A 15,047-nucleotide genomic window follows, 5' to 3' on the forward strand; every position below is an offset into this window, starting at 1 on the left:
GCTCAGTGCTCCCCAGTCGTGATGGCGTCCCGCAGCTCTGCCTCGGAGAGCTGCTCGATCTCGGCGCGGATGGCGTCCTCCACCGCCGCGGCGAGGCCGTGGATGGTGCGTTGTTCGAAGACCGTCCGCACGGACAGGTCGAGGTCGAACTCCTCCTGCAACCGCGCGGTCATCCGGATGGCCAGCACCGAGTGGCCACCCAGGTCGAAGAAGCTGTCGTGCACGCTGATCCGCTCGATGCCGAGGACCTCGGTCCAGACCGAGGCGATGACCTCTTCCGCGGGCGTGCTCGGCGGCACGAACTCATCGGCCGCGGCGGCCGGGGCGGGCAACGCGCGTTGGTCGAGCTTTCCGTTGGCGGTCAACGGAATGGCGTCGATCGACTGGAACACCGCCGGCACCATGTACTCCGGCAGCCGGGTGCGCAGCTCGTCGGCATCGGCCTCACCGACCACGTAGGCGGTCAGCGCGTTCTCGCCACTTTCGGTGGGGCGCAGCAGGACCACCGCGTCCCGCACCGAGGGCTGGGCCAGCAGTGCGGCCCGCACCTCACCCAGCTCGACCCGGTAACCGCGGATCTTGACCTGGTCGTCGGCACGGCCGAGGAAGTCCACCGCCCCACCGGGCAGGCGGCGGGCCACGTCGCCGGTCCGGTACAGCCGGGAACCCGGTACGCCGTACGGGTTCGGCACGAACTTCTCGGCGGTCAGACCGGGACGACCCAGGTAACCGCGGCCGACACCGGTGCCGCCCAGGTACAACTCACCCGGCACACCGGCGGGCACCGGCTGCAGGTCGCCGTCCAGCACGTAGGCCGTGGTGTTCGGCAACGGCTGTCCGATCGGCACACTGCGCTGTTGCGGCACGGTGATCGGGTGTGTGGTCGCGCCGATGGCGGTCTCGGTGGGGCCGTACTCGTTGATCAACCGGTCCGGGCCGAGCAGTTCGAGCCAGTGGTTGGCGGTCGCGGGCGGCAGCGCCTCACCGGCGACCAGCACGACGTCGGCGAGCGCACGGGACTGGTCGGCGTCGAGCTGATGCGTCAGCAGATCCAGGTGGCCAGGGGTGAGCTTGATGAAGCTGTAGGGCGCGCCGGCGAGCAGGGCGCTGCCGAGCTTGGTCAGGTCCAGGTCGTCGGGCAGGAGGTGGGTCGTGCGGCCGGTCATCAGCGGCACGAACAGGTTGGTGGCCGGCAGGTCGAACGCCACCGAGGAGAACAACGGCGCGCCACCAGGCCCGCGCACCAGGTCCTGGGCCGCCCAGTGCAGGTGGTTGGCCAGGCCGCGCTGGGTGATCGCGACACCCTTGGGACGGCCGGTGGAGCCGGAGGTGTAGATGACGTAGGCCAGCTGGTCCAGGTCGCGCGCGCGTTCGGGAGCGGTGTCCGGGTAGGCGGTGAGGTCGAACTGGTCGCTGGTGGTGATCACGATCGGTGCGGCACTGTCCGCGACGGTGTGTGCGATCCGTTCGGCGGGATTCGCCGGATCCATTGGCAAATATGCGGATCCCGACTTCCACGCGGCCAGCATCGCGGTCACCAGGTCGACGCCGCGGGGCAGGCACACCCCGACCAGCACGTCCGGACCCGCACCCAGCGAGCGCAGGTGGTGGGCCAGGCGGTTGGCGCGCGCGTCCAGTTCGGCGTAGCTGACCTGTTCCGCGCCGGAGACCAGTGCGATCGCCGACGGGTTCTCGGCCACGCGCGCCTCGAACTCGTCCAGCACCGACGTCTGCGGGAACGCGCGCTCCGGCCCACCGGCGAGCAGTTCGTCCCGCTCACCGGCCGGCAGCAGATCCACAGTGGACAAACGGCGGGCCGGGTCCGCGGTGACCGAGCCGATCAGGCGCTGGAAGTGTCCCGCCAGCCGTTCGATCGTGGCGTGCTCGAACAACGCGGTGGCGTACTCGAACACACCGGTCCAGCTGCCGTCGGACTCCGGGCGCACGTACAGGGTCAGGTCGGTCTTGGCCACCCGCCGGGCCCGCACGAAGGCCGCGCCGTCGGACCGGTCGGGCAGACCGCCGATGTAGCGCTCGTCACCGAAGTTGAAGGCCACCTGGTACAGCGGCGTGCGGGAGAGGTCCCGCTCCGGCCGCAACAGCTCGACCAGGTGCTCGAAGCACACGTCCTGGTGCGCGAAGGCCGCGCGGGCGGAGTCGCGGACCACGTCCACCGCCTCGGTGAACGGCGCGTCGGCGTCCAGCTGGCAGCGCAGCACCAGCGAGTTGAGGAAGAAACCCACCATCGGCTCGGTTTCCGGCCGGTCGCGGCCAGCCACCGGCACGCCGAGGGTGACGTCCCACTGGCCGCTGTGCCGGGCCAGCAGGGTGCAGAACGCGGCGAGCGCCGTCATGAACGGCGTCGCGCCCTGGCCACGGCCCAGCGCGGTGAGCCGGTCGGCGACGTGGGCGGGCACGGTGAAGGGCACCAGGCCACCGCGGGCGTCCCGCTCGGCCGGGCGCTGGTGGTCGGTGGACAACTCGAGCGGGGTGGCGCCGTCCAGCGTCCGCTGCCAGAAGTCGAGGTGTGCGCCCAGCCGGTCCTTGTCCCGGTGGGTGCGCTGCCAGGTGGCGAAGTCGGCGTACTGCACCGCCAGTTCGGGCAACGACGGGGTGCGTCCGGCGGTCAGGTCGGCGCAGACCTGGTGGAACTCCTGCTCCAGCACCGCGGCCGACCAGCCGTCCGCGGCGATGTGGTGGACGGTGATCAGCAGCTGCTGGCGGCCGTCCGGCTCGCGCAGCAGCAGAGCCCGCCACAACCTGCCCTCGGCCAGGTCGAACCCGGCGTCCAGCTGCTCGCGGAAGCGTTCCTCGATCTCGTCCAGCCGGGCCTCGACCATCCGAAGTTCCACGGTGGACGGTGCGCGGACGATCTGCCGCGGCTCGCCGTCCACCGTGACGTAACGGGTGCGCAGCGACTCGTGGCGGGCCTCCAGCACCGTCAACGCCTCCCGCACCACACTGGGGGAGAGCTCGCCGGGCAGTCGGATGTGCAGTGGCAGCACCCATTCCGCGCTCTCCGGGTGCAGGTCGGCCATGAACCACACCCGGCGCTGCCCGAACGACAGCGGCAGCGCGTGCTCGCGGCTCACCGGCTCGATCGGCGATAGCTCGCCCGCCGCCGCGTCCACCAGCTCGGCCTGCCGCGTCACCGTGGTCGCGGTGTACAGCTCCGCCAGCGGCACCTCGCGCCCGGTGACCACGCGCAGCCGTTCCACCAGGGTGGTCAGCAGCAACGAGTGGCCGCCCAGGTGGAAGAAGTCGTCGTCCGCGCCGATGTCGGTGGCGTCCAGCAGATCCGCCCACACCGCGGCCACCGCTCGTTCGGTGTCCGTGCGCGGCTCGACGTACTCCGGACGGTCGGAGTCCAGCAGCAGCAGGGGTTCCGGCTCTTCCACCGGACCCAGCCGCTCCACCGAGCCGTCGTTGCGGAAGCGGGCCAGCTCCCCGGTGCCGACCCCGTTCACGTGCAGCTCGCCCAGCACACCCGGAGGCACCGGCGAACCGAACTCGTCGAGCACGGCCACGGTGGCGTCCTCGGGCGCAAGCGAATCCTGATACACGGGTGCTCCTGGCGGCTTGGAGGTGAACGGGGTCGGACGGGGGAGTGGGTCAGGACAGGACGTAGCCGTTGCCGGGGCGGTACCCACGGGTGCGGCGGTTGTCCAGGTGCACGAAGGTGCGGTGCAGCCAGCGGTCCTGGCCGTCGTAGCGAGGTTCGAACGCGCTGCGGCCGTGCAGGGAGATCCGGTTGTCCACGAAGGCCATCTCGCCGGACTGCAGCACCAGCGAGGTCGACACCGCGAGCAGCGCGTCACGCAACGCGTCCAGCGCGGCCCGGCCCTCGGGGTCCAGCGGTTCGGTGGCGGCGAAGTCCACCACGACGTTCGGGTCGGCGGTGTCGCCGCCGAGCACCGGATGCGGTTCGGTGGCCGCGTCCGAGTGGAAGGACGGCGGGGCCGCGGTGACGAACCGGGGACGGGCCAGCACCTCGACCACCTCTGCCGGAAGCAGCGGCAGGGCGCGCCGGATCGAGGAGACCAGGGTGCCTGCGGTGCCGCTGTGGTCGTTGCGCAGGCAGAGCAGACCGACGAAGTCCGGGCGGTGCGGGTGGAAGGCGTTCTCCACGTGCATCTCCAACGGCACCGAGCCGGCGTTGCTCTGGGAGCTCTCCCGACCGGGCACCGGCACCACGTTCTGCACCAGCGCGCCGGACTTCTCCTGCCGGTAAGCCAGGATCTCGCCCAGCAGCAACGCGAGCAGCGCGGCCACCGCGGCCGGGCGGGTGGCGTTGCGCTCCACCGACTCCGGCACGTTCGGCGTGGGCGGCAGCAGCGAGGTGTCGATCGGCAGGTTGCCGATCAGCAACACCCCGTCGGTGCCGGGGTCGTGCCGGAACCGGCTCGCCGTCTCCCGCAGGCGCGCGGGCAGCAGGCAGGCCAGGCGACGGGCCGCCGCCACCCAGGCGGGGTCGTCGACCAGGCCGGGCGCGGTGCTCGCCAGCTGTTCGGCCAGCACGCCGAACTCCGCGCGTTCCAGGTCGGTGAGCGTGATGCTGAGCCCGCTCGCCGCTGGTGCGGTCAACACTTCGGTCATCGCGGATCCGTGTCCTCTCTCGTTGTCAGTCCGACATCGCGACGAGCACACGGCGCTTGCCGGTGAACGGCCGCCGTCCGTGCCCGAGCAGGACGTTGTCGATCAGCAGCAGGTCGCCGACCCGCCAGTCGACGTCCACCGCCGCCTCCAGACCGCGATCGCGGACCTGGATCACGTACTCCTCGGGGATGGGCGTGCCGTCGGCGAAGGAGACCCACTGCGGGAAGTCCTCGACGGGCAGCACCTTCGCCAGTTCCGCGGCGGTCTCGTCGCCGAGCGTCGCCGGGTGCCACTGGTCGGACTGGTTGAACCAGACCTCGTCCCCGGTCACCGGGTGCTTGAGCGTGGCCGGCCGGACCTGGGAAACCTTGAGATTGCCGCGCTTCCACTCCCAGGTGGCGCCCGAGTTGCCCAGGAACTCCTCCACGACGGCCTTGTCGTCGGTCTCGAAGGTGTCCATCCAGCTCTTGCCGAGGCCGTAGCCGTCGTGCAGGTTCTGGGTGTAGCGCACGCCGCCGGAGAAGGCCTCCTGCACCTCGGGGTCGAGGGACTCGAGCCACAGCCGGGCGTCCACCACCGGGGTCGCGCCACCGGTCTCGGCGGCCACCGCGCAGAAGAACAGCAGCCGGGACGGCCACTGGTGGGCGTAGGAAAGCTCGTTGTGCATGGAGATCGTGTACTCGGGCGGGTACTCGGTCGAGGTGTAGACGTTCTTCCCGACCTTGGTGCGCGGGGAGTTGCCGTGCACGTACGCGAGCCGGTTGGGCAGCAGGTGGTCCATCACCTCGCCGAGAGTGTCCTCGGTGACGTGGAAACCCCGGAACACCAAGCCCTTCTCCTTGATCAGGAGGGCGTCCAGGTCGCTCGCGCCGGCGAGGTGGGCGGCCAGCCCCGCGGCGCTCGCCTCTGCCCCGACCGAGTCGGGGGTGATCTCCAGCGGCCGCCACTCGTGCCGGTTGTCCATTGTGGCCGTTCCCTCCAGGCAGGCGGATTCGTCGTGCGACCACCGTGCCGGGAACGGCTATATTTCTTCGATATAGCTCAACCGGCGGACACCGGCACCGTTACCGTCGTCAGCTCCGTGCCTTCTTTTCCGTGCAGCCGCACCGAGAGCTCCCACACTCCGGACATCGGGAACAACTCACCGGTGGCGTGAAATTGGCCAGGGCCAACGCTTTCGGCTTTCAGCTGCGAAGTGGCGTGGCCCATTCGGGGCATCGCCGCTTCCAACGCCAGCCGGTCCACCTCCACCGGTCCGTGGTCACGCCGGAAGACCTCGACGTCGACTGTGTTGTCGCCGGTGGCCCAGCGCTGCAGGCGCAGCGCCACGGTGTAGCTCGCCGAGTTCGCGGTCAGTCGTTGACGTGCCGGATCAGGTGCGGAGAACGCCACGTAACCGACCACCACAGCGGCCACCGCCAGTGCGCTCACCAGGACGATGGTGACGATCTTCTTGCGCGGCAAGGCTCAGCGCTCCTCGGGGGCCACGTCGATGAACAGCGGCACGGTGTGCACCCGGAAGCCGCGCATGTACTGGATCCACACCGGATAACGCCCGGCGGCGGGGAAAGTGTAGGCAAAGCGCAGCACCGGACCGTACTGGGCCACCGTGTCGTCCGGCAACCGTGCGCCCGGAACACTTTGCGCGGCCATGGAATCCTGCTCGTGCACGTGTCCGAACAGGTCGCTGCGGGTGTCGCGCACCACCAGATGTCCGGCCATGCCCAGCCAGGGCTGCAGATCGTGCACCGGCCGTCCGTTCGCGCGCACCTCCAGCTCGATGCCGGTGGGTTGTCCAGCGACGGGTTTCCCGGGGTTCAGCCGCAGCACCGTCTCGGTGTCGTCCGGTGGCGGAGGCGGTTCGGGGTGTGCCTCGCCGGTGACCTGGAAGCTGCCGGTGACCAGCTGGCCGCCGGAGTCGGCGCGTTCCAGCTCGGTGTTCACCAGGTAGCGGCCGGGACGGTCCACAGTCAGCCGCAGCTGCAACACCCCTGGACTCAGGCGAACCGGGTGCAGGTGCCGGAAGAATCCGCAGTCCGCACTGGTGATCACGGTGTGCGCCAGGGCCGCGTGGTGCGAGACCAGGTCGTCCGCGAGCCGCCCGGTGGCGCCGTCGGTCAGCGTCAGCGTCAGGGTGAACTCCTGGCCTGCCACCGGTTGCGCGGGGCCGGTGGTCAGCGTCTGGTTGAGGTACGGCCGGCCGCCGGCGGCGAACCCGTCCTCCGGCCGGTTCGGGATCGTCGGTGGCGCGCCCTCCGGCAACGCCGGTTGCACCGAGGAGGACAGCAACGCCGCGGTCAGCGCCACGGTCAGGGTGACCACCGCGGCCAGTCCACCCGCCGTACCAAGGCTGCGCCGCCGGGTGGCCGCGGCCAGCAACGCCAGCGCGAGCAGCACTCCGGCCAGGGCGAATCCGGAGTAGGAAACCTTCTCCCACAACGCCGAAGTCGGCACCATCACCCGGAACGGCAGCACCGCGCGCTCGTCGCCGGCACGCAGTTCGAGTTCCCACGGGCCGGCGCGGTCGACCCGCAGCCGTGCCGTGTAGACCCCAGGCCGGTCCTCCAGCTTCACCGAGCCGGTGTACGGCGTGGGATCAGGACTTTCCACCGCGGTGGCGGCCAGCGAGATCTCCACGGGACGGACCGGATCGTGCGCCACGACGTCGACCACCAACGGACCGGGCACGGTCTCGGTGCGCCGCAAGACGATGGTGAGTTCGTTGCCCGCGAACGACTGCGCGAGCTGCACGTCCGCGGTGTTGCTGATGCCGTGCGCGGCCGCGACCTGTGCGGTGCACAGGGCCATCACCGCCACCAGCAGCAACATGATCGGCAGCCGGAAGGACCGGACCCCACCCGCGGTTCGCACCCGGTGAGAGTCCGGTCCGGCCATATACCGCCGCTATATCCGCCGGTCTAGACCGCGGCCGGGGCCGGGTACAGCCCACGCCTGGGCGCGGCCAGCTGCGCGCCGAGGTGCCGTTCCTGCGCGAAAGCCCGCACCAGCGGGTGGAACCGGTAGTGCACGCACCCGGTCGCGTCCACCGAGACCGCCTCGGTCATCCGCGCGTCCACCAGCGACTCCAGCAGGTCCTCCACCTCGGCCACCGGTTCGTTCAGGGCAGCCGCCGCCACCCTGGCCGGGAACTCCCGCGTCTCCAGCAGGCTCAGCCGCACCAGTCCGCGCCGGGCGACCTGCGACAGCCGGGCGTAGCTGCCGGCCAGGCTGGTGCGGACGTCCATGTCTCCCAGGCACAACTCGGCGAGCCGGGAACGTTCGTCCTCCAGTCGCCGGGCCAGCACCGAGATCGGCCAGTGCGGTTTGTCCACCAGCCGGGCCGCAGCGATGCGCACCGCCATCGGCAACCGCCCGCACAGCTCCGCGATCCGCCGTGCGGCCACCTCCTCCGCGGCCACCCGCGCCTCGCCCACCACGGCGGTGAACAGCGCCAACGCGGACTCCGCGTCCAGTGGACCGAGGTCGAGCACGCAGCCGACCTCGGCGGTCACCGGGGCGCTGCGGCTGGTGATCACCACCCGGCAGTTGCGGCCGCCGGGCAACAGTGGCCGGACCTGCTGCCAGCCGGCCGCGTTGTCCAGCAGCACCAGGATTCGCCGGTCGCCGATCAGGCTGCGGTACAGGTTCACCCGCTCGGACAACGTGTCCGGCACCTGCTCGGAGGTGGCGCCGAGCGCGGTGAGGAACCACCGCAGCACCTCGGCCGGTTCAGCCGGGATGCCGGAGTCACCGCCGAGGTCGACGAAGAGCTGGCCGTCCGGGAAGTTCGCGTGCGCCTCGTGCGCGGCGCGCACCGCGAGCGCGGTCTTCCCACACCCCGGCATGCCGCGGACCAGTGCCACCGCCCGGCGGTGCCCGGCCTCGCCGGGGCTGGTGCGCAGCAGGTCCCGCAGCTGTCGCAACTGCGGATCCCGCCCGGCCAGTTCGGGCACGTCGGCGGGCAGCATGGCCGGCGGCACCGGCCCGGCGGACGCGACCTGGCGCAGCGCGGCCGCCCCCGTGAGCACGTCCTGCTGTGCCTGGCGCAGCAGGGAACCGGGGTCCACACCCAGTTCACCGGCCAGGATGCGCCGGCCGTCCTCGAACACTGCCAGCGCGTCCGCCTGCCGATCGCAGCGGAACAGCGCGATCATCAACTGAGCGCGCGACCGTTCCCGCAACGGGTGGTCGGTGACCAGCCCGGTCAGCTCCGAGACCAGGCGTTCGTGCCGGCCCAGCGCGAGTTCGGCCTCTGCCAGGTTCTCCAGCGCGGCGAGCCGTTCTTCCTCCAGGCGCACGCCTTCCGCGCCGCGCAGGAACTCGGTCACCCCGGCCAACGCAGGTCCGCGCCAGCAGCCCAGGGCGGCCCGCAGTGCCGCCGTCGCGGATTCCGCTTCACCGCGTTCCAGCGCTTGCGCGCCCATGGCGGCGTGCGTGCGGAACTGGCTAACGTCGGAGGCCACGCCGTTGTCCCGCAGCAGGTAGCCGGGCCTTTTGCGGACCAGGTCCACCCGGTGGCCGAGATATTTTCGCAATCTCGACACGTAGGTGTGGATCTGGGCGTTCACGGTTTTCGGGGGATTTTCTCCCCACAACAATTCGGTGAGTCGGTCATCAGAAAGCACATGACCGCTGGAAAGAAGCAGGGCGGCGAGAACGGTTCTCTGTTTTGCGCCGTCGAGTGAGATCTCGGCCGAGCCGTCCCAGACGCTCACCGGTCCGAGGATCCGGAATTCCACTGTAGATGCCCCCCAGGCACTGTGCAGGCGAGTTGGCCCGATGTGGGCCGCATCACCTGATGTGGAAAGAACTGGTAACTGGTATTAAAAGGCTGGTCTTGGCCCCTGACCAAAACGTCGCCTTGTGTCCCTTCTGTCCAGTTTCGCGCATGCTTCGCGAAGTACCCACACACTTTGCGCTCTCGGTTGGGCTACGCTGGCGTAAGAAACATTCAACAAGCTTGCGCAGACCTTGAATTCGCAGGTACGAGGGTCTGTGTAATAGCGGTAATACGGACGTCATGGGCAACTTGGGGGCAAGATGTCGGTGGAGTTCCATCTGCTCGGTGACGTGGGGGCACGCGCCGGTGGAGGGGATCTCGACCTCGGTCACGCCAGGCAGTGGAGCGTGCTGGTCGCGTTGTTGGTCGAGGCCAACCGCACCGTTCCGAGCGAACTGCTGCTGGACCGGGTATGGGGGCAGACGCGGCCGCACCGCGCGCTCAGCACGCTCTACAGCTACGTGTCCCGGCTTCGCCGTGCGCTGGCCGAAGTCGGCACCGAGGTGACCATCGGCCGCCGGACCGGCGGCTACGTGATCACCGTGGACCCGGCGGCGGTCGACCTGCACCACTTCCGCGACCTGACCGCTCTTGCCCGCACCGCACCGGATCCCGAGGCGCTGGCCCTGTTCGACGAGGCGCTGGCGCTGTGGCGCGGCCGTCCGTTCGGCGGCCTGAACCAGCCCTGGCTGACCGAGGTGCGCGAACGCCTGGACCGCGAACGGCTCACCGCGGAAATGGACCGCAACGACATCCGGCTGCGCTGCGGCGACCATCAGGCCCTGCTCGCCTCGCTGTCCGAACAGAGCGCCCGGCATCCGTTGGACGAACGCCTTGCGGGGCAACACATGCTCGCGCTGTACCGGGCCGGGCGCCAACAGGACGCGCTGGAGCGCTTTGGTCGCACCAGGTTCGGCCTGGCGAGCGAACTCGGCCTGGATCCCGGCCCCGCGCTCGACCAACTGCACCACCGCATCCTCAGCAGCGACCCCGAACTCGCCCCGGCCTCCACCACGATCACCGCCACACCACCGCGCGCCGATCTGCCACCGTTGCCCGCCCTGTTCACCGGCCGGTGCGCCGAACTGACCCGCCTGCGCGAGGCCGGCCCGCTGATCGCGGTGGACGGCATGGCCGGCGTCGGCAAGACCGCGCTGGCGCTGACTTTGGCGCACCAACTCTGCTCAAGGCACCCGGACGGCCGCCTGTTCCTCGACCTGCACGCGCACACCCCGGGCCGCAGCGCGCGCACCGCCAGCGAAGTGCTGGGCCGACTGCTGGTCGCCCTCGGCGTGCCAGAGGACCGGCTCCCCGTCGAGGACGCCGACCGCGCCGCGCTGTGGCGGGAACGCATACACGGTCGCCGTTTCCTGGTGGTGCTCGACAACGTGGAGGGCGGCGCCCAGGTTCGCCCACTCCTGCCGGTGCCGCAGGGCAACCTCGTCCTGATCACCAGCCGCCGCCGGCTGACCAGCCTGGACGACGCCGCCCTGCTCACCCTGAACCCCTTGCCCGACAACGACGCCCACTGCCTGTTCGCCCGCCTGCTCGGTGACGACCGCGCCACCGCCGAACCAACCGCGGTCTCCGACGTCGTGCACCTGTGCGGCAACCTGCCGCTGGCCCTGCGCATCGCCGCCGCCCGGCTGCGCCACCGTCCACAGTGGAGCGTCGAACACCTGGCCGCGCGTCTGGCCGATCCGTGCACCCGGCTGGCCGAACTGGAGGCCGAGGACCACGGCGTGGCCGCGGCCTTCGACCTGTCCTACCGCACTTTGAATGCCGACCAGCAGCGCGTGTTCCGGTTGCTGGGGCAGGCATCCGCGCCCGACCTCGGCTCCGCGGGCATGGCGGCCCTGGCCGGCCTGTCCGCCGCTCGGGCCGAGCGGTTGCTGGAAGATCTGGTGGACGTGCACTTGGTGGACGAGCACGCCGAGGGCCGTTACCGCTGCACCGAACTGTTGCGCGCGTACGCCGTACAGCTGGGCTGTCAGGAGGCCGACCTGCCCGCGCAGGCCGCGCGTGGCGACCGCGAGGACGTTCTGGCGACTTCGCGGTGACCGGTCACTCGGCCGGTGGCGTTGTGTCGTGGGACATCCGGCCGTACGTGCAGGTGCTGCTCCTTGGGAACCGCCGAACGTGCCCGTCCAATGGTCGTGGCCCTGCCGCCGTTCGCGCGGTTTCGATTGCTCCTTCCTGAGGTATCGACACCAATCTCGGTAATTACCATTTTCCGTTGACCTGTCCCATGGTGGAAAGTTCAAGGAGATATATTTTGTCGCGATTAGCCGCATTGGTGTGCACGACTGCGCTGCTCGCCTGCGTTGCACCGCAGGCAAGTGCAGCCCCGGACTTCCGGGAAGAGGTGGTCGCGCTCACCAACGCCGAACGCGCCAAGGCCGGCTGCGGTGCGCTGAAGCGCCACGAGTCCTTGGACCAGGCAGCGCAGGGGCACAGCGCGGACATGGCGGAGAAGAACTACTTCAGCCACACCGGGCAGGACGGCAGCAGCCCGTTCGACCGGATCGAGCGCGCGGGCTATCCGAAAAACACCGGTCAGGCCGAGAACATCGCCGCCGGGTACCCGAGCCCGAGTGAGGTTGTGACCGGCTGGATGAACTCCGCGGGGCACAAAAAGAACATGCTGAACTGCTCGTACAAATCCATCGGTGTGGGATACGCCCACAATGAGGGCGCGCAGTGGCGGCATTACTGGGTGCAGACTTTCGGCACCCGCTGACGGGACGCCACGTGTGATCGAAGGAAAGAAGGGGCTGCCCTGGTGAGCAGCCCCTTCTCCAGGTGGAACTCAGCGCGTGTTACCCGATGCGCTGCTTGGTCGCCGTGGAGGGAGCGTCCTTACTGGACAGTTCCACGGACTTGTCGGCGTTGGCGGGCATGGCCTGCGACTGGTCCGACGAGTAGGGCGGAGAGTCGATCAGGTAGTAGTTGCCGTTGCCGTCGATGGCGAAGATCCGCTGCTCGTTCGTGTTGCTGGCCGCGAACGACACGTCGAACGGTGACGTGATGAGCGTGTCCGCCCAGACCCGCCAGGTGGTGGAGCCGGGTGCGGTCTGGCCGCCGCGGTGAATGCTGCCGCTCGAGTCGCGGGCGACGATCTCCACCACGTTGAACTTGTTCAGCAGCGCTTCCGGCGTGCCGGTGAACGTGAGCGCGCCGCTGATGTCGGTCCAGCCGGTGAAGCCGGACGCGCCTTCCTTCTGGGTGTAGAGCTTGTTGTTGTCGGCGTCGCGGGCGACCAGCTGCACCTTGCCGTCGGCGAACACGACCGCGGCCGGAGCACCGGCGCCCTTGATGCCGGCGGCGACGCGCTGCGGCTTGAGCTCACCGTTGACGAACCGCTTGACCGCCACCGTGCCGGTGGGGTTGACGTAGGCGATCTCGAAGCCGTCACCGGAGGCGACGACCGTCATGTCACCGGTCATGTTGTAGTCGTGGTCCGCGACAGCCTTGCGCCACGGCTTGAACTCGCCGTTGATCCCGAACTGCTCGGAGTACCACAGCTTGTTCTTGTCGTCGACGGCGAACGAGGTGAGGACCTTGTTCGTGCCGCGCACCAGGGTCGGCGAGCTGCTGAGCGCGCCGTTGACGTCCTTCTGCGTCCACTGGATGACGGAAGTCGGTTCGGTGAAGGACTTCACCTGGGCGTTGGTGCCGCGTGCCTGCACGACGATCTTGTTGTCCTCGCGTTGCGCGATGGTCGCGCGGCCGGTGAAACCGGTGCTGGACAACGCGTTGACGGCGAGCAACTCGCTGTTCGACACCTGCTGGTAGAGGTTGCGCAGGGTGCCGTTCTCGTCGGAGTAGGCGATCTCGAACCGCTGCTTCTGCGCGTTGTAGATCATCTCCGGCTTGTCCAGCGACGGAGCCGGTGTCTGCGGCGGGGTGATCGTCTCCGGAGTCGTCAGCTTGCAGGAGTCGACGTCCATCATCAGGCCCTGCAGGTCCTGCCACCAGGCGATGTACTCCTTCCAGGAGCCCTCGCCGCTGTTGGTGAACTCCTTCTTCGTGTTGTCGAAGCGGTACCAGAAGACGTCCTGGCCGGCGCGCCCGATGATCACGTCACCACCAGGGGACAGGATCTGCGTGTAGCCCTTCCAGCCCCAGCCGACGTTGCGCGCGTAGTCGATCCAGCGGCGGTTCTTCCAGTCGTAGTGGAACCGGTAGAGCGTGCCGTCCTGAATGTTCGGATCGCGTGCGTAGAGCACGCCGTCACCCGCGGCGAAGACCTGGTCGAACCGGCCCCAGCCGTCGTCGATGATCTGCTGGGTCCAGGTGTTCGCGGCATCGTTGTAGATGCTGAACTCCAGCTGCCCGGTGTGGCCCACGCTGTAGAAGTGGTTGTTGCTGTCGACCGTGATCCGGTTGAAGAACCGGGGGTCGTCCCAGCCGGTCCACCCGGTCGCGATCCGCTTGCTGATGCCGTTGTTGTCCCAGCCGACGCCGTCGATCCAGCGGTGCCGGTGCACTTCACCGTCAGGGCGGATGTAGTACTTGTAGCCGTCCGCCCCGGCCATCATTCGCAGGCCGTTCCAGCCGTTGCCGATCCGTGCGCCGAGGGTCCAGCTGGTGATGCCGGTCGCGGCCTCCTGGTAGGAACGCTGGAAGAGGCCGCCGTCGGACGTGACGCCCCACATGTTCGCACCGGGCTTGCACACCACGTCGGGCGAGTAGTCGCTCGTCTTGCAGGTGTCGATCGCGGGCGCGATCTCGTTGACGTCGCCCCAGGTGCTGATCTTCTGCTTCTCGTTGCCGCCCGCGTTGTTCTGAGGTGCGTCACGCGCGGGGTTCCAGCGGTACCACCAGGTCTCGCCACCGGGGAAGGTGCCGTAGACGATGTCGCCGCCAGGCGAGGTGAGCTGCTTGTAGCCGTTCCAGCCCCAGCCCCAGTCCCTGGCGTGCTGCTTGAACGTGCCGGTGGCGTCGTCGTACACGAAGCGGTAGAGCACGCCCTTGTTTTGGAGCGCGGCGGGATCCCGGGCGTAGAGCACACCGTCGCCGGCCGCGAAGACCTGGTCGTACTTGCCCCAGCCGCCCTCGATGACCTTTGTGGACATCTGCTTGGTGGTCTCGTTGTACTTGTGCTGCTTGAGACTGCCGCTGTCGTCCACGGTGTAGATCGTGTTGTTGCTGTCCACCGTGATCCGGTAGCGGAACTGGGGCAGGTTCCAGCCGCCCCAGCCGGTGGCGATCAGTTCGCTGATGCCGTTGTTCGCCCAGCCGACACCCTCGATCCACTGGTGCCTGCGCAGTTCACCGTTGTTGGTGGGGAACCAGAGATAACCGTTGGGGCCGCTGATGAAGCGGTGGTCCCAGCCGTTGCCGACGTGGCTGTCGGCGGTCCACTGGTTGTAGCCGTCCGCTGGGGTCTGCTGCTTGCGCAGGCGGAACACCGGGGAGTTCGTGATGCTGACGAACACGTTCCCCTCGGTCTTGCACTGGATCGACTCGACCGCGTTGGCGACGTTGCCGCCACTGGACAGGACCGGCAGGCCGACGATCCCGATGATCGCGGCGAGCGAGATCTGCGCCAGGCGTCTCAACGGCCGGCGCGAGGGTCTTTTCATGGCTGGTAGCCCCCCAACATCCGGACACGCCTGAGCCCGCGCTGTGCGCGCGTCCGGTAGTAGCTGACATCCCCCAGAGGATG

Annotated in this window: 9 protein-coding genes; 2 read left to right on the top strand and 7 right to left on the bottom strand. The window is 69.3% G+C overall.

Translation table 11 applies throughout. From position 1 onward, the window contains the following. Window positions 1–2: 2 nt before the first annotated feature. The 6 genes from B0F77_RS02215 to B0F77_RS50470 all read right to left on the bottom strand — a co-directional run bounded on the left by B0F77_RS02215 (window position 3) and on the right by B0F77_RS50470 (window position 9,335). Window positions 3–3,563, bottom strand: a complete 3,561-nt coding sequence (locus B0F77_RS02215) for a non-ribosomal peptide synthetase (protein WP_158102566.1) — start codon at window positions 3,561–3,563, stop codon at window positions 3–5. A 49-nt stretch (window positions 3,564–3,612) separates the two neighbouring features. After that, window positions 3,613–4,596: a TauD/TfdA family dioxygenase gene (locus B0F77_RS02220; protein ID WP_086661051.1), complete on the bottom strand. Its 984-nt coding sequence runs from the start codon at window positions 4,594–4,596 to the stop codon at window positions 3,613–3,615. Window positions 4,597–4,621: 25 nt separating this feature from the next. Next, a complete protein-coding gene (locus B0F77_RS02225; RefSeq protein ID WP_086661052.1) occupies window positions 4,622–5,560 on the bottom strand; it encodes a TauD/TfdA family dioxygenase in 939 nt (312 codons plus the stop codon). Between the two features lie 77 nt (window positions 5,561–5,637). After that, complete coding sequence (locus tag B0F77_RS02230) at window positions 5,638–6,060, bottom strand: FixH family protein (RefSeq protein ID WP_086661053.1); 423 nt, start codon at window positions 6,058–6,060, stop codon at window positions 5,638–5,640. 3 nt (window positions 6,061–6,063) lie between these two features. Continuing rightward, entirely contained in the window at window positions 6,064–7,467 is a 1,404-nt protein-coding gene (locus tag B0F77_RS02235; protein WP_143466527.1) for a hypothetical protein, read from the bottom strand. A gap of 47 nt (window positions 7,468–7,514) precedes the next feature. Continuing rightward, window positions 7,515–9,335 carry a BTAD domain-containing putative transcriptional regulator gene (locus B0F77_RS50470; RefSeq protein ID WP_086661055.1) on the bottom strand — a complete coding sequence of 607 codons (1,821 nt, stop codon included), beginning with the start codon at window positions 9,333–9,335 and terminating at the stop codon, window positions 7,515–7,517. Window positions 9,336–9,636: 301 nt separating this feature from the next. Here B0F77_RS50470 and B0F77_RS02245 point away from each other — a divergent pair, with 301 nt between their 5' ends. Both B0F77_RS02245 and B0F77_RS02250 read left to right on the top strand, forming a co-directional pair. Beyond that, complete coding sequence (locus B0F77_RS02245; protein ID WP_086661056.1) at window positions 9,637–11,436, top strand: AfsR/SARP family transcriptional regulator; 1,800 nt, start codon at window positions 9,637–9,639, stop codon at window positions 11,434–11,436. Between the two features lie 176 nt (window positions 11,437–11,612). Next, window positions 11,613–12,116, top strand: coding sequence for a CAP domain-containing protein (locus B0F77_RS02250; protein WP_211293632.1), 504 nt, complete (start codon window positions 11,613–11,615; stop codon window positions 12,114–12,116). A 79-nt stretch (window positions 12,117–12,195) separates the two neighbouring features. Here B0F77_RS02250 and B0F77_RS02255 read toward each other — a convergent pair whose 3' ends face one another. After that, window positions 12,196–14,964 carry a tachylectin-related carbohydrate-binding protein gene (locus tag B0F77_RS02255; RefSeq protein WP_158102568.1) on the bottom strand — a complete coding sequence of 923 codons (2,769 nt, stop codon included), beginning with the start codon at window positions 14,962–14,964 and terminating at the stop codon, window positions 12,196–12,198. Between the last annotated feature and the right edge of the window lie 83 nt (window positions 14,965–15,047).

The organism is Lentzea kentuckyensis, from assembly GCF_002150765.1.
GTDB lineage: Bacteria > Actinomycetota > Actinomycetes > Mycobacteriales > Pseudonocardiaceae > Lentzea > Lentzea kentuckyensis.

What these genes read in the sequence shown, in the direction of transcription:
- B0F77_RS02255 (WP_158102568.1), bottom strand. Translation starts at nt 14,964, where the DNA reads ATGAAAAGACCCTCGCGCCGGCCGTTGAGACGCCTGGCGCAGATCTCG.
- B0F77_RS02245 (WP_086661056.1), top strand. Translation starts at nt 9,637, where the DNA reads ATGTCGGTGGAGTTCCATCTGCTCGGTGACGTGGGGGCACGCGCCGGT.
- B0F77_RS02225 (WP_086661052.1), bottom strand. Translation starts at nt 5,560, where the DNA reads ATGGACAACCGGCACGAGTGGCGGCCGCTGGAGATCACCCCCGACTCG.
- B0F77_RS02220 (WP_086661051.1), bottom strand. Translation starts at nt 4,596, where the DNA reads ATGACCGAAGTGTTGACCGCACCAGCGGCGAGCGGGCTCAGCATCACG.